This is a genomic window from Mycobacterium liflandii (assembly GCF_022354805.1).
GTDB lineage: Bacteria > Actinomycetota > Actinomycetes > Mycobacteriales > Mycobacteriaceae > Mycobacterium > Mycobacterium marinum.
The window spans coordinates 576,160-601,603 of record NZ_CP023138.1 but is presented as its reverse complement, the minus strand read 5'-3'; the positions used below and the strand labels follow the sequence as shown (position 1 = coordinate 601,603).

13 protein-coding genes and 5 pseudogenes are annotated in these 25,444 nt (G+C 64.0%); 8 read left to right on the top strand and 10 right to left on the bottom strand.

Annotated features, from left to right (window positions below):
- Window positions 1–63 precede the first annotated feature (63 nt).
- Together CKW46_RS02845 and CKW46_RS02840 are read left to right on the top strand one after the other, a co-directional pair.
- Window positions 64–1,258, top strand: a pseudogene (locus CKW46_RS02845) (ISAs1-like element IS2404/ISMul1 family transposase).
- Window positions 1,259–1,364: 106 nt separating this feature from the next.
- A complete protein-coding gene (locus CKW46_RS02840; RefSeq protein ID WP_482052777.1) occupies window positions 1,365–2,339 on the top strand; it encodes a PE family protein in 975 nt (324 codons plus the stop codon).
- A 35-nt stretch (window positions 2,340–2,374) separates the two neighbouring features.
- On the opposite strand, the gene CKW46_RS02835 is transcribed toward CKW46_RS02840, so the two are convergent.
- Together CKW46_RS02835 and CKW46_RS02830 are read right to left on the bottom strand one after the other, a co-directional pair.
- Window positions 2,375–3,814 (bottom strand): FAD-binding oxidoreductase, encoded by a 1,440-nt coding sequence (locus tag CKW46_RS02835; protein ID WP_240275164.1) that lies wholly within the window; start codon window positions 3,812–3,814, stop codon window positions 2,375–2,377.
- Window positions 3,815–3,973: 159 nt separating this feature from the next.
- On the bottom strand, window positions 3,974–4,249 hold the full coding sequence (locus CKW46_RS02830; RefSeq protein ID WP_482052776.1) for a hypothetical protein: 276 nt from the start codon (window positions 4,247–4,249) through the stop codon (window positions 3,974–3,976).
- Between the two features lie 237 nt (window positions 4,250–4,486).
- On the opposite strand from CKW46_RS02830, the pseudogene CKW46_RS02825 reads away from it, so the two are divergent.
- Window positions 4,487–5,690 (top strand): annotated as a pseudogene (locus CKW46_RS02825) (ISAs1-like element IS2404/ISMul1 family transposase).
- Here the strand turns inward: CKW46_RS02825 and CKW46_RS02820 are convergent.
- The 3 genes from CKW46_RS02820 to CKW46_RS02810 form a co-directional block, all read right to left on the bottom strand.
- Window positions 5,691–5,972, bottom strand: a complete 282-nt coding sequence (locus CKW46_RS02820) for a hypothetical protein (protein WP_482052775.1) — start codon at window positions 5,970–5,972, stop codon at window positions 5,691–5,693.
- A 108-nt stretch (window positions 5,973–6,080) separates the two neighbouring features.
- Window positions 6,081–6,686: a TetR/AcrR family transcriptional regulator gene (locus CKW46_RS02815; protein WP_015353950.1), complete on the bottom strand. Its 606-nt coding sequence runs from the start codon at window positions 6,684–6,686 to the stop codon at window positions 6,081–6,083.
- A 141-nt stretch (window positions 6,687–6,827) separates the two neighbouring features.
- The gene (locus tag CKW46_RS02810; RefSeq protein WP_015353949.1) at window positions 6,828–7,841 is read right to left on the bottom strand and encodes a glycoside hydrolase family 6 protein; all 1,014 of its coding nucleotides are present in this window, start codon (window positions 7,839–7,841) and stop codon (window positions 6,828–6,830) included.
- 260 nt (window positions 7,842–8,101) lie between these two features.
- Here CKW46_RS02810 and CKW46_RS02805 point away from each other — a divergent pair, with 260 nt between their 5' ends.
- Entirely contained in the window at window positions 8,102–9,133 is a 1,032-nt protein-coding gene (locus CKW46_RS02805; protein WP_041299850.1) for a fused (3R)-hydroxyacyl-ACP dehydratase subunits HadA/HadB, read from the top strand.
- A gap of 164 nt (window positions 9,134–9,297) precedes the next feature.
- Window positions 9,298–9,603, top strand: coding sequence for a 2TM domain-containing protein (locus CKW46_RS02800; RefSeq protein WP_499018740.1), 306 nt, complete (start codon window positions 9,298–9,300; stop codon window positions 9,601–9,603).
- 104 nt (window positions 9,604–9,707) lie between these two features.
- On the opposite strand, the gene CKW46_RS02795 is transcribed toward CKW46_RS02800, so the two are convergent.
- The 5 genes and pseudogenes from CKW46_RS02795 to CKW46_RS02775 all read right to left on the bottom strand — a co-directional run bounded on the left by CKW46_RS02795 (window position 9,708) and on the right by CKW46_RS02775 (window position 21,937).
- Window positions 9,708–11,093, bottom strand: coding sequence for a phenylacetate--CoA ligase family protein (locus tag CKW46_RS02795; RefSeq protein WP_482052774.1), 1,386 nt, complete (start codon window positions 11,091–11,093; stop codon window positions 9,708–9,710).
- A 63-nt stretch (window positions 11,094–11,156) separates the two neighbouring features.
- On the bottom strand, window positions 11,157–11,999 hold the full coding sequence (locus CKW46_RS02790; protein ID WP_482052773.1) for a hypothetical protein: 843 nt from the start codon (window positions 11,997–11,999) through the stop codon (window positions 11,157–11,159).
- Between the two features lie 267 nt (window positions 12,000–12,266).
- Window positions 12,267–20,621: pseudogene (locus CKW46_RS02785) on the bottom strand (SDR family NAD(P)-dependent oxidoreductase).
- A 27-nt stretch (window positions 20,622–20,648) separates the two neighbouring features.
- Window positions 20,649–21,368 carry a chorismate--pyruvate lyase family protein gene (locus CKW46_RS02780; RefSeq protein ID WP_252872241.1) on the bottom strand — a complete coding sequence of 240 codons (720 nt, stop codon included), beginning with the start codon at window positions 21,366–21,368 and terminating at the stop codon, window positions 20,649–20,651.
- Between the two features lie 47 nt (window positions 21,369–21,415).
- Entirely contained in the window at window positions 21,416–21,937 is a 522-nt protein-coding gene (locus CKW46_RS02775) for a thioesterase domain-containing protein (protein ID WP_482052772.1), read from the bottom strand.
- Window positions 21,938–22,114: 177 nt separating this feature from the next.
- On the opposite strand from CKW46_RS02775, the pseudogene CKW46_RS02770 reads away from it, so the two are divergent.
- From CKW46_RS02770 to CKW46_RS02760, 3 genes and pseudogenes are all read left to right on the top strand, one after another.
- Window positions 22,115–23,309 (top strand): annotated as a pseudogene (locus CKW46_RS02770) (ISAs1-like element IS2404/ISMul1 family transposase).
- A 24-nt stretch (window positions 23,310–23,333) separates the two neighbouring features.
- A pseudogene (locus CKW46_RS02765) lies at window positions 23,334–23,666 on the top strand (MMPL family transporter); the annotation flags it as partial.
- Between the two features lie 167 nt (window positions 23,667–23,833).
- The gene (locus tag CKW46_RS02760; protein WP_117437328.1) at window positions 23,834–25,429 is read left to right on the top strand and encodes a DHA2 family efflux MFS transporter permease subunit; all 1,596 of its coding nucleotides are present in this window, start codon (window positions 23,834–23,836) and stop codon (window positions 25,427–25,429) included.
- Window positions 25,430–25,444 lie beyond the last annotated feature (15 nt).

Genomic DNA, 25,444 nt, shown 5'->3' with positions numbered 1-25,444 from the left:
AGGCACGGGCTATCTGGAGAACGATCGAGTTGGTTACTGTTCGTCGTTGGTCTGGAGTTGCCCGTGCCTACCGTTTCAGTATTGCCTGTGTCGTCGGTTCCAGAGGTGTTCGACCGCTGGAGTCCTGGTGAGCGCAGCGAGCTCATCGGATCGGAGTTTCTCGATGTGTTGGCCTCGGTGCCAGACCCGAGGGACCCACGCGGTCGGAGGTATTCGCTGATGGCTTTGTTGGCGATCGCGGTTCTGGCCACTGCCGCGGGGATGCGCGGCTATGCTGGCAAGGGCGGCCACCGCTCCCGATGATGTGTTGGCCTAATTAGGGGTCCGGTTCCGGCGGCCCAGTGAGAAGACCTTCCGCGCTGTTTTGTCTCGGCTAGACCCCGCCGACCTCAACGCCAGGATGGGCAGTTACTTCACTGCACACGTGGCCAGCAGCGACCCCAGTGGATTGGTGCCGATCGCGTTGGACGGCAAGATGCTGCGTGGTGCTTTACGCGCCAAAGCGACAGCCACGCATCTCGTGTCGGTGTTCGCCCACCGTGCCCGATTGGTGCTCGGTCAACTCGCTGTCGCCGAGAAAAGCAATGAAATTCCCTGCGTACGTGCCCTGCTCACGCTGCTGCCGGGTAGCTTGCGGTGACTGGTCACCGTGGATGCGATGCATACCCAGGTCGTCACCGCGAAGTTGATCTGCGCCACCTTGAAGTCGCACTACCTGATGATCGTCAAGTCCAACCAAGCCAAAATACTTGCGCGTATCACCGCGCTGCCCTGGGCCGAGGTGCCCGCAGCCGCTACCGACGACTCCCGCGGCCACGGCCGTGTCGAGACCCGCACCCTGCAAATCATCACCGCTGCACGAGGAATCGGCTTCCCCTACGCAAAACAAATCATCCGGATCACTCGTGAACGCTTGATCACCGCCACCGACCAGCGCAGCGTGGAGGTGGTCTATGCCATCTGCAGCCTGCCGTTCGAGCACGCCCACCCTACCGCGATCATGACCTGGATGCGTCAACACTGGGGAATCGAGAACAGCCTGCACTGGATACGCGACGTCACCTTCGACGAAGACCATCAAAGGGCACATACCGGAAACGGCGCACAGGTCCTAGCAACGCTACGCAACACCGCGATCAATCTGCACCGCCTCAACGGCGCCGACAACATCGCCGAAGCCTGCCGGATCACCGCTTTGACCGCCAACCGCCGCCTAGACCTCCTCAATCCACAATTCCCCAGCTCACAAGCCTGCTAATCAACAACGCCGGAGCCCTGTCCCACCCGGCGAGCTGACGTGCCGTTACGCTCATTTTCGCCCTTATCATCGGGCACCCACGGTAATGCGTCGATGGGAGAAGGAAATGTCCTTTGTACTCGCGACACCAGAGCTGATGACGACGGCGGCCCAAGACTTGGCGGCTATTCGTTCCACGTTGGGAGAGGCAAGCGCGACCGCTGCCGCCCCCACAACAGCATTAGCGGCCGCGGCCGAAGATGAGATATCGACCGGGATCGCGGCGTTGTTCGGCGCCTTCGGCTCCGACTACCAAGCGATCAGCGCCCAGGCGCAGGCCTTTCACGAACAGCTGATCGATCTATTGACCGCTAGCGGTGGTGCCTACCTCAGCGCCGAGACCGCAGCTACCGCCACCGTCACTACCGGCGGTTTCCCGAGCCTGGTCGCCAACACCACCGCCAATCTGCAGACCATTGCAGACACCTGGACCAACCAAACGGTGCCCATCCTGACACACGCCGTCACCGGGTATCCGCAGCTGATTTCCACCTCACTGGCCAGCGGCAACGTGCTGCCGCTGCTGGCGATACCGGCAAACCTCGCACAGGGCTCCGCCACCCTGTATCAAGCGTTCAGCAGCCCGGTCTCGCTGTCGTTGACGTCGCTGACTCCGTCGGGCATATCGCTCGGGGTCGAGCTCGGGCTACCGCAGCTTCTGGCCCTCAACGCTTTGGGCGCCCCCGCCAATGCGGGCCTGGCCGTCGGAGCAAGCGGCACAGCATTTTTCGGGGCGCTACAGGCCGGCGACACGATGGGTGCAATCAGCACGCTCGCCGACACCCCCGCCAATATCGCCAACGGATTCCTCAACGGCAGCCAGACGCTATCGATGCAGCTGTCGCTTCCCGGGCTGTCCGTGGCCGCTGACATTCCGTTCTCCGGTCTGCTCAGTCCCCTACAACCACTCTCCCTGACGGCGACGACACCGGTACTCCCCCTGCTGAATTCACTGACCATCACCGGCCCACCGGTCGGCGGCCTCGTCCCGAGCCTGGTGCAGTATGTGCCGGAACTGCTGGCGACGTCGCTAGGCCCCTAGCCATCGGGCAGCCCGGGATTGCCGCCACTTGGCCGCTAGAGATTCAGTCCGGAGAACATCACCCGGCCGGGATCGTACTTCTGCCTAACGGCGCTCAGCCGGGACAGGTTCGGACCGAAGTAGCGCGACGCCGGCTGGTTTGCCTCCAGATAGTTCACGTAGCCACCAGCCGAATACGGTTGCACTGCTTGATGTGCCGTGTTGAGCCAGCCGCTCGCCGCGGCCGGGGAGCCCGGGGTTTCGACATACCACTGCACCAGCGCCGACTCCCGGCGCCACGGAAAGGCCGTGGCCCCCGGCGCCACCGTGGCCAGGGCACCGTCAAGTGCGTGCATGATCGCTAAAGCGCGGCCCGCACCGCGCGGGAAGGCGTCGATCGCCGAGGCGATCCCTTTTGCCGCACCCGCGTTGATGGTGGGCAGCACGTCGGACCCGCCAACGTAGCCAAGCGGTGCGGGGTTGAGGTTCCCGACGGCCAAGTACCGCACCAGATCCAGGTAGTTGAATGTGTGGTGGTCGGTACCGATCGGTTGCACCCCGACGGCGGAGGTGATGGCCGAAGCCACGCTGCCACCTGACCCCACCGGACAGGTGGCAAGAATCCGGCAATGCGTGCCCATCGGGTCGACGGTGGCGTCCGCCAGCGCCCAGTTGTTTCGATCGGCGGTGCGCAGCCATTGTTGCCAACCCAGCAGAACCTGCGCGAAGGACTCGGGCGGGAAGTCGAGGTTCACCACGTCGAGGTCTTTGGTGGCGAATGTGGCAAAGGTCAGCGAGGTCGTGACGCCGAAGTTGCCGCCACCGCCGCCGCGCAAGGCCCAGAACAGATCCGGGTTGCTCGCGGCGGACGCGGTGACCGCCTGGCCGCTGGGCAACACCACCGCCGCCGAGGTCAACGCGTCGCAAAGCAGGCCCGCGTGCCGGGAATGAGCGCCCAGGCCTCCGCCCAACGCGTGCCCGGCGGCGCCGACGCTGGGGCAGGTGCCCGTCGGGATGCCTCGCCCCGCCCCTGCCAACACCTGGTGCATCTCATACAGACTGGTCGACGGTGTCACGGTGACCTGCCCGGTGGCGGCGTCGTAGTTGATGTCGCCGGGAAGCTGTCGCAGGTCGAGGACCATGGCACCGTTGGCGGTGGACGCGCCGATGTAGGAGTGTCCGCCACTGCGCGGGGCGACCTTGAGGTTGTGGGCGGTCGCGAAGGCCATCGCCTTCTGCACGTCTGCCGCCGATGTCGGGGTCACGACCGCCGCGGGCGTGAAATCGTTGTAGTTCGTGTTGAAAACCTGTTTGGCCGTTGCGAACTGGGGTCCATCGTCGGGTCGTAGAACCTTCCCGCCGAGGGCCGAAGAAAGCCCCTCCCAGCCGGAGGGATTCGGCTCGGCGGCGGCGCGGACCGAACCAAACACCGCACCGGCGGCCAACGCACCGGCGGCGCCACGCAAGAACGCCTGGCGCGAGATCTCACGCGCCAATGTCAGGCCCCCGCCGCGTGCGGGCCGGCCAATTGCCTCATGCCCGCATTGTTCAGGCAGCACCACCAGGGCACCGAACGACCTGTCGCGTCGCGACCGAAACGTGCTCGAACCGTTACCCCGCCCGACTAGTTGAGCGCGGGCACTGGCGCCAAGAACCTAGCGCGCCCCCAGCACACTCGTGGCCGCCTCAGCGGATCCGGCGGCGGCCGCCAGGATCGGCCCAAATCCCTCGGCTTGCATCCGATGGATCATCTTGGTGGTCGACGGGCGATGCTCCAGCAGGGCGTTGACCGCCTCCTCGGCGGTATCGACCACCCGAATCAACCGGCCGAATTCCTCGGGCGTCAGCTTCGCATTACCCACGAATAGGCCTTCAAGAACCGGCAGCACCGGTAGTTTTTCGGGCCAGAATTCCCTGCCGTAGAAGATCATCGGAGAAAATTCCTGGCCGGATCTCGGGTAATAGTTTTGGGCGGCGTTCTGGAAAACCTCCTGCAGTGTTCCCGATGCGCCGGGGGTATATATGCAGGGCTCCGGCGTTGTTGATTAGCAGGCTTGTGAGCTGGGTTGATGATCTTTGGTGCCGCGCTATTGGGGCCGGAGTGTTGGCACGGGCTATCTGGAGAACGATCGAGTTGGTTACTGTTCGTCGTTGGTCTGGAGTTGCCCGTGCCTACCGTTTCAGTATTGCCTGTGTCGTCGGTTCCAGAGGTGTTCGACCGCTGGAGTCCTGGTGAGCGCAGCGAGCTCATCGGATCGGAGTTTCTCGATGTGTTGGCCTCGGTGCCAGACCCGAGGGACCCACGCGGTCGGAGGTATTCGCTGATGGCTTTGTTGGCGATCGCGGTTCTGGCCACTGCCGCGGGGATGCGCGGCTATGCTGGTTTTGCCACATGGGCGGCCACCGCTCCCGATGATGTGTTGGCCTAATTAGGGGTCCGGTTCCGGCGGCCCAGTGAGAAGACCTTCCGCGCTGTTTTGTCTCGGCTAGACCCCGCCGACCTCAACGCCAGGATGGGCAGTTACTTCACTGCACACGTGGCCAGCAGCGACCCCAGTGGATTGGTGCCGATCGCGTTGGACGGCAAGATGCTGCGTGGTGCCTTTACGCGCCAAAGCGACAGCCACGCATCTCGTGTCGGTGTTCGCCCACCGTGCCCGATTGGTGCTCGGTCAACTCGCTGTCGCCGAGAAAAGCAATGAAATTCCCTGCGTACGTGCCCTGCTCACGCTGCTGCCGGGTAGCTTGCGGTGGCTGGTCACCGTGGATGCGATGCATACCCAGGTCGTCACCGCGAAGTTGATCTGCGCCACCTTGAAGTCGCACTACCTGATGATCGTCAAGTCCAACCAAGCCAAAATACTTGCGCGTATCACCGCGCTGCCCTGGGCCGAGGTGCCCGCAGCCGCTACCGACGACTCCCGCGGCCACGGCCGTGTCGAGACCCGCACCCTGCAAATCATCACCGCTGCACGAGGAATCGGCTTCCCCTACGCAAAACAAATCATCCGGATCACTCGTGAACGCTTGATCACCGCCACCGACCAGCGCAGCGTGGAGGTGGTCTATGCCATCTACAGCCTGCCGTTCGAGCACGCCCGCCCTACCGCGATCATGACCTGGATGCGTCAACACTGGGGAATCGAGAACAGCCTGCACTGGATACGCGACGTCACCTTCGACGAAGACCGTCAAAGGGCACATACCGGAAACGGCGCACAGGTCCTAGCAACGCTACGCAACACCGCGATCAATCTGCACCGCCTCAACGGCGCCGACAACATCACCGAAGCCTGCCGGATCACCGCTTTGACCGCCAACCGCCGCCTAGACCTCCTCAATCCACAATTCCCCAGCTCACAAGCCTGCTAATCAACAACGCCGGAGCCCTGCCACCGTGGCCACCTCGACGCTGGTGAAGAACTTCGATATTGCGCGCATGATCGAGTGATCGTGCAATGCCTGCATCATCCCGGCGTAGGGGTCATTCGGGCACGCGCCGCCATTGGCGGTGAAGTAACGATAGGTCTGAAAATCCAACGTTTCGGCGGCGCTGAGTGGCCGTTCCGGATCGGAGCCGCTCATCAGCTCTAGGGACGTGTACAACGAATTTCGCAGCGGCTGAAATAGAATATCCATATTCGGCATGCCCACTCCCGGATAGTGAAGAAGGACTGACGCGTCACGGTACTACTCAGGCTGCGGACTCGTCACGTTTCGCCGAACTCCATAAATTCGCCAGCCTCCGGTCTCACCGCACCATTAGCGACTTGCGTCCCATTCGGCGCGTTTGGCGCGGACGCCATCGACAACGGTGCCTAGTGCCGCGGCCACACGGGCCCGGTCATTGCTGGCAAGCAGGTCGAATTGCAGGCCGCGCAACTGGGCGATGAGCAGCGTGGCGAAATTCTCGGCCTCTTCACTGGGGCATCCGGCCTGCACAGCGTGCTGACGGATCGTTTCGATCCAGTCGGTGACGATGCGGTCGAGGAACCCGCGGTACTCGTCTGGGTGGCGCACTGCCTGCGCGTAGGCCTCGAAAAGCAGTTGAGACCGCCGCTGCGCTCCCGGCTCGTTCCAACGCCGCCACAGCGCCTCGACATCATCGGCGCCGAGCTGCTCCGGAATCACGATCCGAGTGCCGATCGCGCCAAGAATTTCGACCAGCAGCTGGTCCTTGGTGCCGAAGTGGTGGCGCAGCGTCACATGCGATACGCCGACCGCGGCGGCCAGCGTGCGAAACGACAGACCGGTAATCCCGTGTTCGAGCACATGGGCCATGACCGCGTCGAAGATTTCGCCGCGCCGGTGCTGATAGCGCAGCTGACGGCCGTCGGCACGCCGCTCGGTCCCGCTGGTGGAGATCATCGCACTCGCCCCCTATCCCGCCCTCACAGAGGAATAGCCATACCATTTGGTAGACCTAATCCGGAAAGATAGAACTACCACATGGTAGAGCCAGGCGGCAACGGGACCGGCCGGCCCGGCATGGGCCGGTACGTGAGACCGCTACTGGCCCGCGTTGTGGGCCAGGTCGATGGCGTACTGGCTGACGAAGTGACCCGCCTGAGGCTCACCGCGGCCGCATGACCCGTCGGACTCACCCGGACGCTTGATCCACAAGTACGCGTCGGCATGCGCGCCGGCGGTGGCGGTGGTAGGCGCCACGCCCAGGGCGCGGCCGTCAGGGTTGCACCAGTTGAGCGGGGACTCCGGGGCCGGGCCGACACCATTTCGGCCCGTGTCGATCACGTAGTGCGAACCGTTCGTCATCCCCGATATCGCCTCGCCGTAGCCGATTTCCTCATCGGTGGTGTAGAAGTTCGAGATGTTGAGGCTGAAACCCCGCGCGTGGCCCACATCGACCTGGTTGAGCCGGGCAGCCATCTCCTCGGCGCTCACCCAGCGCGAATGCCCGCCATCGACGTAGACGGCAGCGGCCGGATCACGGGTCAGCGTGTTGACGGCGTAGCGCACCAAGTCGAAGCGTTCCTGGCGCTGGTCGGCCGAAAGGCAGTCGGCCATGGCCAGCGCATCGGGTTCGACGATGATCGCCGCGGGCGCCGAGCCCAGGCCCGACGAGATGGCGTCGATCCATGCGCGGTAGTCGGCACCCGTCGCGAACCCACCCGATGCGTAGCTTCCGCAGTCACGATGCGGGATCCCGTAGAGCGTCAGAATCGGCATGGCGCCGGCGGCCTGCGCGGCACCGGTCTGCCTGGCAACCGTGCCGCCGACGGTGGAGGCCGGGAACGCTTGGTCGAGCCAGTAGGACTGTGGGGTGTTGGCGATGGCGTTCAGCTCAGGACTCGGCGGGTTGGCGTTGCGCGCCGCGACCATTGCGGCCGAGCCGGGATCGACGTAGAAAGGCTGCCCGGCCAGCGGGTTTGCCCCGTCGACCAGGGTCATCGGCGGGGCCGGAACGACCGGCGCCGGGGCGGCAAAAAACGCCAGGTATGCGGCGGCCGAAACGGCCAGGAAGGGGGCGATCCGGCGTGCGAGTGCGCCAAAAGCTGAGGACATCACCCCAGCAAAATAGTGCCACAATTCGACAAACGCCAATTAGGGACCGCAGCGCGGACGGAACAGAAATTCTCGATGGCGCCGCCGGGGTGGACCACATGGACGGCGTGGCGGGCTGATCAGGCCGGTCATCGGCACACCCCCGCCGTCGGCCACAGCAGCCAGGCAAACGCCATCGGTGTCTATTAACGCGGCTTTGGCGCGTTACTGTGCTCTGGTCGGCCACACCGAACAAGCCGATAGAAAAGTTGAGCAAATTCATGACCGCAGCAGCAGAAGCGTCGGCGATGGAATCGCGGGTCGGCCACTACTACCGGCTGGACGAAACCTACCGGGTCGGCCGCGAGAAAGTGCGCGAATATGCCCGCGCCGTGCAGGACTACCACCCTGCGCACTGGGATATGGCCGCCGCCGAAAAGCTGGGCTACTCCGGTCTGGTGACGCCGCTGACCTTCACGTCGATACCGGCCATGGCCGCCAATCGCTACCTGTTCGAGTCGGTGGTCGTCGGCTACGACACCTACATGCAGACCGAAGAAGTCTTCGAGCAGCACCGCCCGATCGTGGCCGATGACGAACTGCACGTGGATGTCGAACTGTCCTCGGTACGCAGGATTGCCGGCCGAGACCTCATCACCGTGACCAACACCTTCACCGACACCGCCGGCGAACGGGTGCACACCTTGCACACCACCGTCGTCGGCATCACCGCCGAGGATGTCGATCCGGCGATCAAGTCGGCCGTGCAGAACACGATCAGGCACGACGTGAACATCCTCGAGATCGCCGCAGCCGATGCCGCGTATCAGAAGACGGTGCGCCCCGAGGGCGAGATTCGCATCGCCGACGGTGGCACGACCCGGACGCCGGGTACGCCGTCCTTCGATGACGTGCAGGTGGGCGACGAGCTGCCGGTCCGCCACGCGCGACTGTCCCGCGGCGACCTGGTCAACTACTCCGGCGTCGCCGGCGACGCCAACCCGATCCACTGGGACGAAAACATCGCCAAGCTGGCGGGGCTGCCCGATGTGATCGCCCACGGGATGCTGACCATGGGTTTGGGTGCCGGATTCCTCTCCGCATGGTCGGGGGACCCGGGCGCGGTTACCCGCTATGCGGTGCGGCTGTCCCAGCCCGCCATCGTGTCCGCCGCCGAAGGCGCGGACATCGAATACAGCGGCCGGATCAAGTCGCTGGACCCGGCGACCCGCACCGGCGTCGTCATCGTCGCCGCAAAGTCCGGTGGCCGCAAGATCTTCGGCCTCGCGACTCTGAACGTTCGCTTCAGCTGACCGCGGCCGCGGTGGACCCCACGCGGTAGGGCATCTGGACCACTCACCCGGGCAAGCGTTTTCGGGCCACAGCCGACCAGCCGGTGCGCGCACCGGCTACGTCACTGCCGGCAAAGGGGCCCCGACCTCGAGCAAGGCACTACGTTTCCGTCGAGCCTGCCCGTATGCTCGAGGACATTGGAGATTGCCGGCTCGAACGAGGCGATATGACCGATGAACAGCGACGCCAGGCGCTAGCCCGCATCCATGCGAAGCGCAGTTTCTGGTGGCACCTGGGCGCTTACATCCTCGGCAACGCGGCGCTGATCGCGATCTGGTTATTTACCTCCGGCGGGTACTTCTGGCCGATATGGCCCGCGCTGGGCTGGGGGATCGGCCTCGTCTTTCATGGCCTCGGCGTTTTCCTGGGCATGCGACCGATAACCGAAGAGCAGATTCAGCGGGAAATCGACCGGGGCCATCTGTCGTGACGAAGCGGCGTAGCCCTGTTGACCCAGCGTCGCCGTTGCCTTCACCTGCCGGGCATGACCGCAAACATGTTGCGTTCGAAAAGAACTCGCGATGGTGGTGACGATCAGTGCGCTGACCATACCTGGCGGAACTTGCCGCTGCGCGGGTCGACGGCGGGCGGTTCGACCGCGTGTTCCACCGCAACGGGTGCGGTTTGCTGCGCGGCGAAATACGCGTGCAACCGCTCGTCGACCGCACGCCACACCTGGCCCGGGTCCGTGTCGGGTGACATCTCCAGCCGCACCGTCAGGGCCCGTGGACCGGTGCGGATGGCCTGGCACCGGTGCACACCCGGGGTTTCTTCGATTACGGTCACCAGGGCCAGCGGCAACACCGTGATCGCGGTCCCATCGGGCGCCTCGAATAAGAGCAGATCGGCGGCGCGCCCTTCTACCGTGGTGGCCGGCAGCCGTTTGCCGCACGCGCACGGGGTGCCGGTCAGTTTCACCCGGTCACCCAGGTCATAGCGGATGAGCGGCTGCACCCGATTGGCCAGGTTGGTGACCAAAACGGTGTGGGAGACAGCCCCCGCTGCCACGGGTTGGTAGTTCTCATCGACCGGCTCGAATAGATACCAGTCGGTGTTGACATGCAATGACCCGTACCGACATTCCATCGACAAGCCGGGGAGTTCGGCTGAGGCATAACGGTTTTGGATCGGGCAGCCGAACGCTGACTCGATGTCGGCGCGCAGCGCGGGCGTCAGCTGTTCGCCTGCGGTGATCGCCAGCAGGGGCTCAATCGCTAGCCGGCCAGCGCGTTGTTCGCCGGCCAGCAGCGCCAACGCGCTCGGGTAGCCCTCCACGATCGTTGGCTGAAACTCGTTGATTTCCCGCACCAGATCCGGCACCGGTCGCAGCACCGAGAAGACCCGTGCGCGGCTGGCCAGAAAGGCGCTGCGGCGTCGCGCAGCGGCCAACGCGGCCGAGGCACCGATGTGCCCGTCGGCGACGAACAGCGCCGCCGCACGCAGACCGCGCCGCAGCACCCCCGACAGCAGCTCTCGTCGAGCGATGAACCGCGATTCGCCCCGGCGGCCCACGAACTGGAACACCGCCCACGACGCGTCATCGTGAATCAGGATGGCCGGCTCTCCGCTCGTTCCCGATGTAGTCGCGACGTGGTAACGGCCCAGATAGCGGGCCCCCAGCAGCGAGTGGTCGGACAAGAAGTCGCGCCGCAGGGACTCGATGGTGATGTCCGGGTCGGTCACCCAGTCGTCGAAATGCGCCATGAGGTCGCGCTTGGACACGACGGGCAGTGACGCCAGCGGGACCTGCCCCGAAGGAATGTCCCGGTACAGGCGGCGATAGTACGGGGACGCCGTTCGCGCATGCCGAACCAGCGTCTGCAAACGGGCCCGTTGACGCCGCGAGATCGCCACGCCGTCACCGCGCCGGAAACGCCAGGCCTCCCAGGCAATCAGCGTGGTGCACTCCCCCACCGCCATCACCTACGGGCTCGCCAGGCGGACACCATGGCTTAGCGCGGGTGTGCCGGTGCGCCGGTCGACTCACTCATCGACGCCAGCTTGGTCCGTGGTGCGCTTGGCGCGCACCGCCGGCCGCGTCGACCGCCGCCGCGGAATGCGATCGGTGATGCCGCTGAGCGAGTTGACCATCTTGTTGAGGGTGACGACAGCGGACTCGAGGGTGTCGGTGGTGGGCGTCAACTTGTCCACGGCGGGCGCGAGCTGGCTCAGGATTTCGGCGGCTTCGGTGAATTGCTCGAGCGGCCCGTTTTTGACCAGCAGCTTGTCGATGACGCCGTCCTCGGCGAACATCCGCTCGATAATGCCGTCCGCGGCGAACATCCGCTCCAGCGGGCCGTCCTCAGCGAGCAGCCGATCAGCGAGCCCCCCGGGCGCCAGGATCCGCTCTAGCGAGGAACTGTCTGCAGCGGATACCCGATCGAGTAAACCCCCGGGTGCGGTCAACAGGTCAACAATCCCACCCGGACGCATCAGCTTGTCCGCCGCCCCGCCCCGGACCAGAGCGCGCCCCATCGCCCTGTCGTTTTCGGTCAACTCGGCAACCCGGTTGGCACCCACGATTGCGCCGCGCAGCGGAAATAGGTCGGTGATCGGGTCTACCGTCTTCGGGCTTTCCTCACCCAAGGATTGCTTCACAGCCCCGAGCGCGACGGCCGCAACGCTGAGTCCTGCGTCGGCCACCGCGACGCCGGCCCGGATAGGTGCTGTCGCTACGCCGACGATGGCCTTGCTGATGTTCACGCGGCAAGTGTATGGCTCGGCGGCGCTTCGTGGGCCTGGCTCCATCCCATCAAAACGCTGCGCCGCACGATCATGCTGCCCCGTATCCCATTCTTTTGAAGGCAACGCCCCCAACGCAAACATGTATTTCAAGCCGGGGTTGCACCCCGATGACGTTGACCACAGCGAAAACTTGGAAACGTGGCGGGAGAAATATTTGGGTCGACTGGCCTATTGCCCAAGCGCCGGTGGCTGACAACTGTGACCCGCTGAGTTTGAGCGCGCTAGGCCGGTCGGTGCTCGGCTGGCACCTTGACGAACGCGCCGCATCGAGCCACGCCCTATCCGGCTGCGACAGCTGACCGCGAGCGCACTTCGGACCCAGTTGTTGCATCGCATCGGGCCCGCGGGCTAACCGCCACTATCCATGCGATTGCCGCCGGAGGGCTCGGCGAGCGCCATCGCTACCAATTCTTCGGGGCTTAGTGAGTTGATCATGCCTTCGAGTTCCTGCTGCTTGGTTCCTACGTTGTCCACCCGGTCCACCCGGAGATTTGGATCGGGGTCTTTCCGCAGGCGTAGCAGTTTGTCCAGCAGGCCGGCATCTCGCAGATCGGCAACCGAGATCGTATTGAGCACGGACCGCAGCTTTTCGTCCTCAGAATCGGCGGGCGCCATGGCGTTGTGAGATTCGTGCTGATGGGTGGCGCACAACTGTTGGCCGAGGTGTTGGGCGAGCGCGCTCGGGGCTCGGTGATCGAAGATCAAAGTGGGCGGCAAAGTCAGCCCGGTAACGGTTTTGAGCCTGTTGCGAAGCTCGATAGCTGTCAGCGAGTCGAACCCGAGGTCGCTGAAGGTAGCGTTTGGGTCGATGTCGGCGGCGTTGAGCCGGCCCAGCACCATCACCGCTTGGGCACACACAACTTCGGTCAGCAGGTCGTGCTGCTCATCCTGGGTCATCATGTTCAAGCGGTTGACGAGCGCCAATTCCGTTGGCGTGCCGTCGTTATCGACGTTGCGCCGCATGGGCCGAGTAATCAAGTCGCTAAACAGGGTCGGCAAGTCGGCATTGAGCGCCGGGTTTTCCAACGCTCTGCGATCGAGACGGGCGGCCAGTACCGTGGGTTGATCCACAATCAGCGCGGCGTCGAATAGATCGAGCGCCTGCTGGGCGGATATCGCCGCGAACCCGCCGCGACTGAGCCGACTCACATCGCTGCCGCGCAGATGTTTGGTCATGCCGCTCGCCTGCTCCCATAACCCCCACCCCAACGACACGCCCGCCAAGCCGTGTGCGCGCCGGTCTGTGACGAGCGCATCCAAAAACGCGTTGGCCGCGGCGTAGTTCCCCTGACCGGGAGCCCCAACCACGCCCGCAATCGAGGAGCACAACACGAACATCGACAGCCCTAGACCACGAGTCGCGTGGTGTAGATTCCACGCCCCGTCGACCTTGGCCCGCAGCACCGAATCGACTTGATCCGGTGTCATCGAGGTGATTACCGCATCATCGAGCACCCCGGCCGCATGAATGACCCCAGTTAGCGCCGGATACTCCCGGCCCCAGCCGACTATCAATTTCTCCACCGCACTCTGATCGGCCACGTCGCAAGCGGCCACCAGCACACGGGCGCCAGCTTCGGAGAGCTCATCCACCAGCTCGGCCACACCCGCGCCCTGTTCGCCCATGCGGCTGACCAGCACCAGATTCCGCACGCCGTAGGCACTGACCAAATGGCGAGCCAACACCGAGCCGACCAGCCCGGTGCCGCCAGTGATCAATACCGTGCCTGCCGCCAGCGCATCGCGCAGTTCCGTTGGTGTGGAGAGGACCACTTTGCCGATACGACGGGCCTGACTGACGAACTGATAGGCCTGCGGAGCGCACCGCACATCCCAGCTCTTGACCGGCAGCCGATGCAGCTTCCCGGCCGCAAACAGCGTCATCAATTCGGCCAGCATCTGCCCCAGGCGTTGCGGCGCAACCTCGTTAGCCAGGTCGAATGCCCGATAGCTGACGCCAGGATGTTCTTGAGCAACCTCCTGGCCGTCACGGATATCGGTCTTACCCATCTCGATGAAGCGCCCCCCGTCGGCCAGCAACCGCAGCGAGGCATCGGTGAACTCTCCCGCAAGCGCGTTCAGCACAACATCGATTCCACGGCCGCCGGTAGCCGCCGAGAACTTCTCCTCAAACTCCAACGTGCGGGAGTCCGCGATTTGATCATCGTCAAAACCCATCGCGCGCTACGTGTCCCACTTGCCGCGGCTGGCAGTCACAAAGACCCGCGCCCCCCATAGCCGCGCCAGTTGAATCGCTGCCATGCCCACCCCGCCGGTGGCCGCATGGACCAACACCGACTCTCCACGACGAAGCCCCGCCAGATCCGACAACCCGTAAAAGGCCGTCAGGAACACGATCGGCACGCTGGCCGCCTCAGCAAACGACCACCCTGCCGGTATCGGAACCAACAGCCGCTGATCAACCACACACTCCGAACGGCCGCTCATCAGTCCCAGGACGCGATCACCGGGTTCCAGCCCGCTGACTCCCGGGCCGACCTCGACCACCACCCCGGCGCCCTCGCCGCTGAGGGTGGGCTTATTGCCGGGATACAGCCCCAACACCACCAGCACGTCCCGGAAGTTGACCCCAAGCGCAGCCAATGCGACCCGCACCTGGCCCACCGCCAGTGGTTCATCCGACCGCGGGCACGGCTCCAACACGACGTCATCAAAGGTGCCCCCGCCGGTGGCGGCCAGCTGCCACCCTTGGCCCGCGTCCGGTGTGCGCAGCGCCGCCCTGCCTCGGGCAAGCCGGGTGGCGTACACATCACCCGCGCGCACCACCAACTGCGGTTCCCCTACGCCGATGACTGTGGGCAGGGCCATCGATGTGTCGGTGTCGATCAGCACAATGCGACCCGGGTGTTCGGTCTGGGCCGACCGCACCAACCCCCACACCGCGGCCCCGGCCAGGTCAGTGATGGCTTCGCCGGCGAGCCCCATCGCCCCCCGCGTACACACCACCAACACGGCGGGCAGGTCGTCAGCCAACCAGCGCTGCAGTACCTCTAGGACTCGGTGGGTGGCCGCATACACCGTGTTCACCACCGACTCAGCGCCGCCGGACTCCCACTGCCACACAACCGCAACGTCCCGGTCAAGGTCCCGCACAGCCGCACAACGCCCGGCAAGGAAGTCATCCCAGGAGACCACCCGGCGTTCGCCTTCGCGCTGAACGCTGTCGCGCTCGAACGTGATCGGCGTCCACACCACATCCAACAGCTCCCGGCCGGTGCCATCGCCTCCCGCTGACATCGCGGCCCGTAGCTGCGCGGCGCCAACCGGGCGGGTAGTTAGCGAACCCACCGATAGGACCGGAAGACCCGCACCATCGGCCAACTCCACCGATACCGCGCTCGGTCCAGCCGGCGCGATGCGAACTCGCAGCCGCGAAGCGCCCGAGCCGTGCAATGACAAGTGCTGCCAGGAAAATGGCAGCACCGTCGCCTCGCCGTCGCCACCGAAGCCACCCACACACAGCCATGCGTGCAATGCCGCATCCAGCAGTGCTGGGTGGATCCCGACGTCGGTCAGGTCCAGGCCCTCGTCGTTGGGCAGGCCGACTTCGGCGAAGACGTCGCGGCCGCGCCGCCAGACCGCGCGCAGTCCCTGAAAGGCGGGGCCATACCCATAGCCGCGTCGCGCCAGCCGTTCATAGAGGCCACCGATATCGACCGCCTCTGCACCGGCCGGGGGCCAGGTCGACAGCTCCGCCGAGGCGGCCGGGTCCGGCTGCACCGCTGCGGGTGCCACACTGCCTTGCGCATGCAACACCCAATGCTGATCGGGTTGGTCCGCGCGGGAGTACATCGACACCAACCGCTGCCCCGACTGCCCGGCACTACCCACCACCACCTGCACCTGTACCGCGGTGCCGGCATTGAGTACCAACGGCGTCGCCAGCGTCAACTCCTCGACCACACCGCATCCGACTTCATCACCGGCACGAATGGCCAGTTCCACGAATCCGGTGCCGGGGAACAGCACCGCGCCGCCGACCAGGTGATCGGCCAGCCATGGCTGACGCGCCAACGACAACCGTCCGGTCAGCACCACGGCACCGGTATCGGGCTACTCAACGACCGCACCCAACAACGCATGCCCAGCCGCTACCAGCCCCGCCTCGCCCACATCGGCAGCGCTGGCCGAGCCGTCCAGCCAAAACCGCCGCCGCGCGAACGCATACGTCGGCAACCCCACCTGCCGACCACCCGAGCCCGCAAACACCGCCGACCAATCCACCCCCACCCCGGCCACCCAGGCCTGGCTCAGCGACATCCAAAACCGCTCTACGCCGCCTTCATTGCGGCCCAATGTCGGAATCACGATCACCCCAGCGGAATCGGGCCGCCCGATCCCCTCGGCCAGCGATTCTTCGATACCGCCCAGCAACACCGGATGGGGACTGGCCTCAACGAAGGTCCGGCACCCTTGCTCGTGGCAGTAACGCACCGCTCGATCGAAGCGCACCGTCTGCCGAATGTTGCGATACCAGTAGTCGGCGTCCAACGAAGCGCCATCCACCGACGCACCGGTCACCGTCGAGACAATTTCGATGTCTGACGAACGCGGCCGCACCCCGGTCAGGGCTTCCACCAGGCTAGAACCGATCGACTCCACTTGCGCGGAATGCGACGCATAGTCCACCTCGACACGGCGCGCCCTCATGCCCTCGGCCTCACAACGCCCCGTCAATCCGTGCAAAGCTTCGGCTTCGCCGGAAACCACCACCGCCGCAACACCATTAACCGCAGCCAAGCTCAGCCGATCTCCGTAGTCGGCCAGCAACTCGCGCACCCGCTCGACACCGCATGCGATAGCCACCATGCCGCCGGTGCCAGCCAGATCTACCAACGCCCGACTACGCAAGGCCACCACAGCCGCGCCATCCCGCAGCGACAAAGCCCCGGCCACACACGCCGCAGCAATCTCACCCTGCGAGTGCCCAATCACCGCGTCGGGGACCATGCCCATCGAGCACCATAACTGGGCCAAGGACACCATCATCGCCCACAAGACGGGCTGCACCACATCTACCCGATCCAGCGTCGGCGCCCCCGCGACGCCGTTGACCCCATCGAGCAACGACCAATCCACGAACTCGCCCAACGCCTCTGCGCACAAGCGCATGTGCTCCGCGAACACCGGCGATGCCGCTAACAATTCGCGGCCCATTCCCGGCCATTGCGAGCCTTGGCCGGGAAATACCATGACGGTCTTGCCTACCGTGGCGGCTCGGCCGTTGAGTACTGTTGGGCCGGGCTGCCCGGCGGCCAGTTCGGTCAATCCCGATATCAGTTGCTGACGGTCCTCGCCCAGGACCACGGCCCGATACTCAAACGCCGTGCGCCGTGCCAAGCTGAAGCCCACATCGAGCCGATCGAGGCCTTCATCGGCTTGCACGGCAGCAAATAGCCGCTTTGCCTGCGCGGCTACCGCCGCCTCCGACTTGCCCGAAACCACCCACGGCAGCGAATCCGGGGACACCTCAACGGCTTCGGCCACCACCGCAGGGCAAACCTGTTCCACGATCACATGCGCATTGGTGCCGCTGATCCCAAATGACGACACCCCCGCCCGACGCGGCCGGCCATCCACCGCCGGCCAGGGCCGCGGCTGGGTCAACAACGACACCGCCCCCGAGGACCAATCCACATGCGGGGAAGGCACATCCACATGCAACGTCGCCGGCATCAGCTCATGGCGCATCGCCTGCACCATCTTGATCACCCCAGCGATTCCCGCCGCGGCCTGAGTATGGCCCATATTCGACTTGATCGAACCCAGCCACAACGGCCGATCGGCCGGGCGAGCCTGCCCGTAAGTCGCTAACAGCGCCTGCGCCTCAATAGGATCACCCAACGTGGTGCCCGTCCCGTGGCCCTCCACCACATCCACATCCGCAGCGGTCAACCCCGCGTTAGCCAACGCCGCCTCGATCACCCGCTGCTGCGCAGGCCCATTGGGTGCGGTCAACCCATTAGAAGCACCATCCTGATTCACCGCCGATCCCGCGATTACCCCTAACACCGCAAGGCCCCGCCGCCGCGCCTCCGACAACCGCGTCAGCACCACCACCCCAGCACCCTCAGAAAACCCCGTCCCATCCGCAGCCCCCGCGAACGCCTTACACCTCCCATCAGCCGCCAATCCCCGCTGCCGAGTAAACCCCACAAACGTTGCCGGCGTGGCCATCACCGTCACCCCACCCGCCAACGCCACATCACACTCCCCCGACCGCAACGACGCCGCCGCCAAATGCAACGCCACCAACGACGACGAACACGCCGTATCCACCGACACCGCCGGACCTTCTAGCCCCAACAAATACGCAACCCGCCCCGAAGCCACACTCGCCGCCGCCGACGTCAACCCATAACCCTCCAAATCCCCAGACACCCGCCCCGCCCCATAATCAGAACTCATCAACCCGGTAAACACCCCAGTCACCGAACCCCGCAACGACACCGGATCAATCCCCGCGTCCTCCAACGCCTCCCAAGAACACTCCAACAACAACCGCTGCTGGGGATCCATCGCCAACGCCTCACTAGGCCCAATCCCAAAAAACCCAGCATCAAACCGATCAGCACCATCCAAAAACCCACCCAACCGGCAATACGTCTTACCCAACGCATCAGGATCCGGATCAAAAACCCCCTCCACATCCCAACCCCGATCAACCGGAAACCCCGAAATCACATCCCGACCCCCCACCACCACATCCCACAAACCCCCCGCCGACTCCACCCCACCCGGATACCGACACCCCACACCCACAATCGCCACCGGCGCCCCACCAACCACCGAAGGACCCGGCTTCCCCCGGCCACCCGATCCAGCTAGCTCGGTCTCCAAATGCGCTGCCAGCTGAGAAATCGAGCCATAGTCCCACCCGACCGTCTCCGGTAGCCGCAACCCGGTCACCGCCGCCAACCGATTACGCAACTCAACCGTCATGCGCGAGTCAAAACCCAGCTCGGCGAAGGCCACGTCGCGGTCTATTCGCTCAGCGGCCGGGTCCCCCAGGATCTGGGCCACCTCTGCGCTGACTGTGTCGGCGATCAGGCGGTGACCTTCTTGCTGTAGAACTGCCAGGCGCTCGTCAAGTGTTACCGGGCCGACTCTCGGGCCAACCTTGTAGTTGGTTAGCGTTTGGGGATCGCGCTGCCCATCCGAGTCGGACGTCCCCACCGTGGACCGGCGCTCCCAAACTGGCTGCGCCGCAGGCTGCGTGCGGAGTTGGCCGCGCTGTAGTTTGCCGGACGCGGTTCGGGGGAGCCGCTCTACGATCTCGAATCGATGCGGTACCTTGTGCGGCGACAAGCTGCCAAGCAGCCGCCGATGAAGTTCTTTGATCGCCGATTCACCAATCGACGCGCCACTTTCGGGCACCAGAAACGCTTGAAGCGACGATTCGCCGGTGGCTTCCCGTACGGAAACGACCGCCGTCTCGGCCACCAGGTCGTCTTCGAGAATGAGCTGTTCAATCTCGCGCGGATTGATGTTGATGCCGCCGACGATTTCTATATCGTCCGCGCGGCACCGGTAAGTTACCCATCCGTGGGCGTCGACGCACACCCTGTCCCGCGTGTCGAGCCAGCTATCGCTGATCGACGGAGGCTAGGTAGGTCGATTCCAATAGCCGGCGGTCAGCGACGGTCCGCGGACCCAAAGGTCTCCCTCAACCCCGGGTGCGGCGGTGGTGCCATCCGGTGCCACCACACGTATCTCGTAGGGGGGCAGAACCTTTCCTAGAGTCCCGAGGCGCCATTCATCGACCGTGCTCGAGATGAACGTTTGCCCAACCTCGGTGAAGCCTATTCCATCGAGGAGGGGGATACCGCCAAAGAACTTCATCAGTCGCTGGGCCAGGCCGAGCTCAAGTGCCTCGCCTGCGGAGACCACACAGCGCAACGACCGGAACGCATCAGCGGCGCAGGTGTCGGCAACTCTCGCAAGAAAGGTTGGCACGCCATACAGAACCGATGGCGAGAACCTCTCGCTGAGGTTGGCCACCGACTCGGCACCCAGCGGCGAACGACTGATCACCGCAGAACTGCCGGTGGCCAATGGCAACCACACCGAATTGCCTAGACCATAGGCAAAATACATGCGCGCGATGCTTAGCCCGACGTCGTCGGGAGTGAGCCGTAGTGCATTGCGACACATGGCGTCGATGAATGCCCACACGTCGCCGTGCCGATGCAGCGCCGCCTTGGGGGCGCCGGTGGTACCGGACGTATAGGTGCCGTAGGCAAGGGCATCGCCGATCAACGGCTCGTAGGCCGCCGGTTTGGTCTGGTTGGCTTCCGCCCACAGCTCCCCCGGATCCACGATGCCGGACCGCGCAAACCTGTCGCGCAGAGCATCAGTGGTCACCACAAGTGCCGGCTGCGTGTCCTGCTCCTGGAATGCATGGTCGTCGGGGCGCAGCTCCGGATTCGCAATGAACGCCACAATCCCCCGAGCCAGACAGGCCAGCAGTAACTGCACCAAATCGGTTGAGTCCGGGAGGCACAGCAGGACACGGTCGCCAGTGCACAGACCCCGGGAACCAAATACGTTGCCGAGGCGCGCCGCACCCTCATGGATTTGGGCGTGGGTCACGATGTTCGGCGCGTAGTATGCCGGCGAGGACGCCCATTCTGACGCCAATGCTTGGTTGGCAAGCAGCCACGCTAGATTGTTATTTCGCATGCCGAATGACCCCGTCCTGACTCGCCACTATGAACACATTCGTTTCCCCGCATGGCGCAGGGATGCAGGCCCTTGTCTTAAGGCAGACCTACACGTGAAGAAGTTGGAACTTCCTACAGTCGGCTGGTGCCGATGCCGCCGCTTCAAGTCACTGTTTGGGCCTTGGTGCCGATATAGGCCGAATGTCCTTGTTGATCGCGATGTCGTTGTTGAGACAGCAGATGAATATCTCGGAAGGAAATGCTCCGTGATGACTATCGCCGGTTGACCCGAGATGATGATCGTGTATCGGCGGGCGAGGGCTTGATGTTGTGAGATTCGGTATTCCGGAGCCACGATCCACTCCGGCAACTCGCCGATCCAGACTTCCGGCGCTTCCTTGAAGAACTCGATGCGACTCGCCACCAGCAACTCGCCAATCGGGCGGTCAGTGTTCATCAGGCTTTCTATGAGCTCGGGCGGGACTCGATCGACGACGATCGAAGTCTCTGCGGCTACGAATGAGCTCCCGGGTTGCCTGCCTTGGAGCACTACATTGCGCAGCAGAGTTCGGCCTTTGGGCAACTGCGCGCGGTCCGGCGGAGTCGGCGCGTCGGGCAGAATCTCCTGATCGATGTTCTGGATGACGATCTCGTCGGCGGTGACGATATTGAGAATCCTGGTGAGAGTGCCATTTGTCGTGACCAGTAATCGGAGGTCTCGGTTCAGGCCTTGTATCTCTTCATCCGACAAATAGCGGCGGTTCATTGGTCGTACCTCCAGTCTCAGGGCGAGTCGGTCTTATTGCCGTTCAACTAATGCAGGTAGATAGCGATCCGCTCTCCGAATAATTGCAGTGATTCGATGTTCAGCATCGACTCGTGCGTGCAATCGACGGGATATTCCGTGATATCGCCGGAAACGTATGGCCGCCAACTGTCTGCGAGTGATCGGCCGCCGCTGCCCCGCTTGGCGGAGAAGACGATCATGTCACCGTCAAATACATCCGGGACATGCTTCAATCTCATTGATTGATTGGCGTTCATGTTGTCGAGCATGATTTCTACAATCCGCCTGGGCGGGAGCGAGAACTCGATCGGTGTGCGTTGGTTGAGTAGTGCTTCTGCCTGCTGATAGGTAAGGGGCCGCGGGTGTGCCGCGATATCGATTCCCGCAGCGACCAAAATCATCTCCAGGACATCGCTTTCGGATGCTGGCTCGGCAACGCTGTCGGCGCTATCGACCTCGCCGGCCGCGTCCAGAACGATGAGCCGGCCGACCTCGCATCCTCGCCGGCGGAGCTCAACGGCAATCCCATGGGCGACCACGCCCCCCATGGACCAACCGAGAAGGTTGTAGGGGCCATCAGGGCAGGGCTCCGGCGTTGTTGATTAGCAGGCTTGTGAGCTGGGTTGATGATCTTTGGTGCCGCGCTATTGGGGCCGGAGTGTAGGCACGGGCTATCTGGAGAACGATCGAGTTGGTTACTGTTCGTCGTTGGTCTGGAGTTGCCCGTGCCTACCGTTTCAGTATTGCCTGTGTCGTCGGTTCCAGAGGTGTTCGACCGCTGGAGTCCTGGTGAGCGCAGCGAGCTCATCGGATCGGAGTTTCTCGATGTGTTGGCCTCGGTGCCAGACCCGAGGGACCCACGCGGTCGGAGGTATTCGCTGATGGCTTTGTTGGCGATCGCGGTTCTGGCCACTGCCGCGGGGATGCGCGGCTATGCTGGCAAGGGCGGCCACCGCTCCCGATGATGTGTTGGCCTAATTAGGGGTCCGGTTCCGGCGGCCCAGTGAGAAGACCTTCCGCGCTGTTTTGTCTCGGCTAGACCCCGCCGACCTCAACGCCAGGATGGGCAGTTACTTCACTGCACACGTGGCCAGCAGCGACCCCAGTGGATTGGTGCCGATCGCGTTGGACGGCAAGATGCTGCGTGGTGCTTTACGCGCCAAAGCGACAGCCACGCATCTCGTGTCGGTGTTCGCCCACCGTGCCCGATTGGTGCTCGGTCAACTCGCTGTCGCCGAGAAAAGCAATGAAATTCCCTGCGTACGTGCCCTGCTCACGCTGCTGCCGGGTAGCTTGCGGTGGCTGGTCACCGTGGATGCGATGCATACCCAGGTCGTCACCGCGAAGTTGATCTGCGCCACCTTGAAGTCGCACTACCTGATGATCGTCAAGTCCAACCAAGCCAAAATACTTGCGCGTATCACCGCGCTGCCCTGGGCCGAGGTGCCCACAGCCGCTACCGACGACTCCCGCGGCCACGGCCGTGTCGAGACCCGCACCCTGCAAATCATCACCGCTGCACGAGGAATCGGCTTCCCCTACGCAAAACAAATCATCCGGATCACTCGTGAACGCTTGATCACCGCCACCGACCAGCGCAGCGTGGAGGTGGTCTATGCCATCTGCAGCCTGCCGTTCGAGCACGCCCGCCCTACCGCGATCATGACCTGGATGCGTCAACACTGGGGAATCGAGAACAGCCTGCACTGGATACGCGACGTCACCTTCGACGAAGACCATCAAAGGGCACATACCGGAAACGGCGCACAGGTCCTAGCAACGCTACGCAACACCGCGATCAATCTGCACCGCCTCAACGGCGCCGACAACATCGCCGAAGCCTGCCGGATCACCGCTTTGACCGCCAACCGCCGCCTAGACCTCCTCAATCCACAATTCCCCAGCTCACAAGCCTGCTAATCAACAACGCCGGAGCCCTGGCTCAAGGAGGAAGTCGGGGCCGGGATAAAGACCGGAATCATCCGGGCGATGGGCGGTACTGGCAAGGTAGTGACGTCGGCCGGCCTGGTGTTTGCCTTGACGATGGCGTCCATGGCGGTCAGCGATCTGATTGTGATAGGCCAGATCGGGACCACCATCAGCCTGGGTCTGCTGTTCGATACGTTGATTGTGCGCTCCTTGATGACCCCATCTATCGCCGCGCTACTCGGCCGCTGGTTCTGGTGGCCACTAAACATCCGCTCACGGCCCCCTCGGCTAACGCGTCAGCGACTACTCACGTCCGTCTCGCAAGAGCCGGCAGCGGCGCGCGTGTAGTCGGGCGTCATTCGATGTTGGTTCACGCTACCGAGCCGCCGAACCTGGGTGGTCCGATGCTGTCCAGGCCGTGCGTATAACGGCTGCCGATGAATACCACTCCTGCGAAAGCTACCGCGTTGCAACAAAATCTGCCGGGACGGCCCGATGGGAGCACGGGGAGTTCAGTGGCGGCGGGAGAGCGCCACGCCGATAGACTCGACGGTTCGCTGCTTCGGATTGCTGGAATCTGCGTGTTCGCTTCGGTCGCAGTGAATTTGGCCAATACTGCCGTCAGTGTCGCGCAGCGCAGTCTGATCGTCACCTTTGGCTCAAATCAACCCGTCGTCGCTTGGACGGTGACCGCCTACACACTGACCGAAGCCGCGGCTATCCCGTTGTCAGGCTGGGCGGCCGACCGGATCGGCACCAAGCGACTCTTCATGATTTCGGTGTTGGGGTTCACCCTAGGTTCAGTGTTGTGCGCTGTCGCCCCGAACATCGCGTGTCTGATCATCTTCCGCGCGGTTCAGGGCGGTGGTGGCGGCATATTGATGCCACTGGTCATTACCATCTTGGCTCGCGAGGCGGGCCCCAACCGACTCGCTCGGCTCATGTCGGTGATGGGCATACCGCTACTACTTGGCCCGATGGCTGGGCCGATCCTCGGCGGCTGGCTCATCGACGACTACGGGTGGCAGTGGATTTTCTGGATCAATGTGCCGATCGGCTTGATCACGGTAGCCCTTGCAGCCATCGCGTTTCCCGGAGATCACACAGCACCGTCAGAAACCCTCGACATAGTCGGCATGCTGCTACTGTCACCCGGGCTGGCAACATTTCTCTTCGGATTGTCGACTGTTCCAGCCCGCGGGACCGTAGCTGATCGCCATGTCTTGATACCGGCGACCGCCGGGCTGGTTCTGATGGGCGCCTTCGTCTTTCATGCTCTCTATCGCGCCGACCGTCCGCTGATAGATCTGCGGCTGTTCAGGAACCGGGTGGTGACCGTCGCCAATGCGACGATAGTCTTTGTCGCCGCGGGGTTTTCCGGGGCCGTGCTGCTGGTGCCAAGTTACTTTCAGCAGCTGTTGCGTGAAACACCGTTGCAGGTCGGCATACACATGATTCCGCTTGGGCTCGGTGCCGCGGTGACCATACCGACCTCCGGCGTCTTGATGGACAGACACGGCGCCGGCAAGGTGGTGTTGGGCGGCGTAACGCTGATCAGCGTTGGCATGGGCACTCTCGCGTTCGGCGCCGCCGAGCACGCCGCTTACGTACCCACCCTGCTTATCGGGCTGACGATCGTGGGTATGGGCATAGGCTCCATCATGCTGCAACTCACCACGGTGGCGGTGCAGACCCTGGCCCCGCACCAAATCGCGCGGGGTTCGACCCTGGTTAGCGTCAATCAACAGCTGTCCGCCTCGGCAAGCACCGCACTGATGTCGGTCATACTGACCAGCCAGTTCAATCGCAGCGCCAACATTGCCGCGGCGAACCGCCTCGAAGCCCTTAACGAAAGCGCGACCAGACGGGGGATCCCCCTGGCCCCTTCGCAGATACCGCCGCGAACCCTCAATCCCGATTTTGGGGCCAACCTGTTGCACGACCTGTCTCAGGCGTACACCGTGGTGTTCGTATACGCCAGCGTGGTCATGCTAGTGACTTTTCTCCCTGCGGTGTTTCTGCCCATGAGGGCCGCCATCACGTCGGCCCCATTGCGTGAGCCCATAGACCCGGAGTTCCCTGAGATGGCGGCCCGTGGGCGTCCGAGGTGAATGCGTTCTCGGGTG

Coding starts and splice junctions, on each gene's coding strand:
- CKW46_RS02810 (WP_015353949.1), bottom strand. CDS start 7,841: ATGTCCTCAGCTTTTGGCGCACTCGCACGCCGGATCGCCCCCTTCCTG.
- CKW46_RS02795 (WP_482052774.1), bottom strand. CDS start 11,093: ATGGCGGTGGGGGAGTGCACCACGCTGATTGCCTGGGAGGCCTGGCGT.
- CKW46_RS02780 (WP_252872241.1), bottom strand. CDS start 21,368: ATGAACCGCCGCTATTTGTCGGATGAAGAGATACAAGGCCTGAACCGA.
- CKW46_RS02815 (WP_015353950.1), bottom strand. CDS start 6,686: ATGATCTCCACCAGCGGGACCGAGCGGCGTGCCGACGGCCGTCAGCTG.
- CKW46_RS02775 (WP_482052772.1), bottom strand. CDS start 21,937: ATGGGGGGCGTGGTCGCCCATGGGATTGCCGTTGAGCTCCGCCGGCGA.
- CKW46_RS02800 (WP_499018740.1), top strand. CDS start 9,298: ATGCTCGAGGACATTGGAGATTGCCGGCTCGAACGAGGCGATATGACC.
- CKW46_RS02790 (WP_482052773.1), bottom strand. CDS start 11,999: ATGTTTGCGTTGGGGGCGTTGCCTTCAAAAGAATGGGATACGGGGCAG.
- CKW46_RS02830 (WP_482052776.1), bottom strand. CDS start 4,249: ATGATCTTCTACGGCAGGGAATTCTGGCCCGAAAAACTACCGGTGCTG.
- CKW46_RS02805 (WP_041299850.1), top strand. CDS start 8,102: ATGACCGCAGCAGCAGAAGCGTCGGCGATGGAATCGCGGGTCGGCCAC.
- CKW46_RS02840 (WP_482052777.1), top strand. CDS start 1,365: ATGTCCTTTGTACTCGCGACACCAGAGCTGATGACGACGGCGGCCCAA.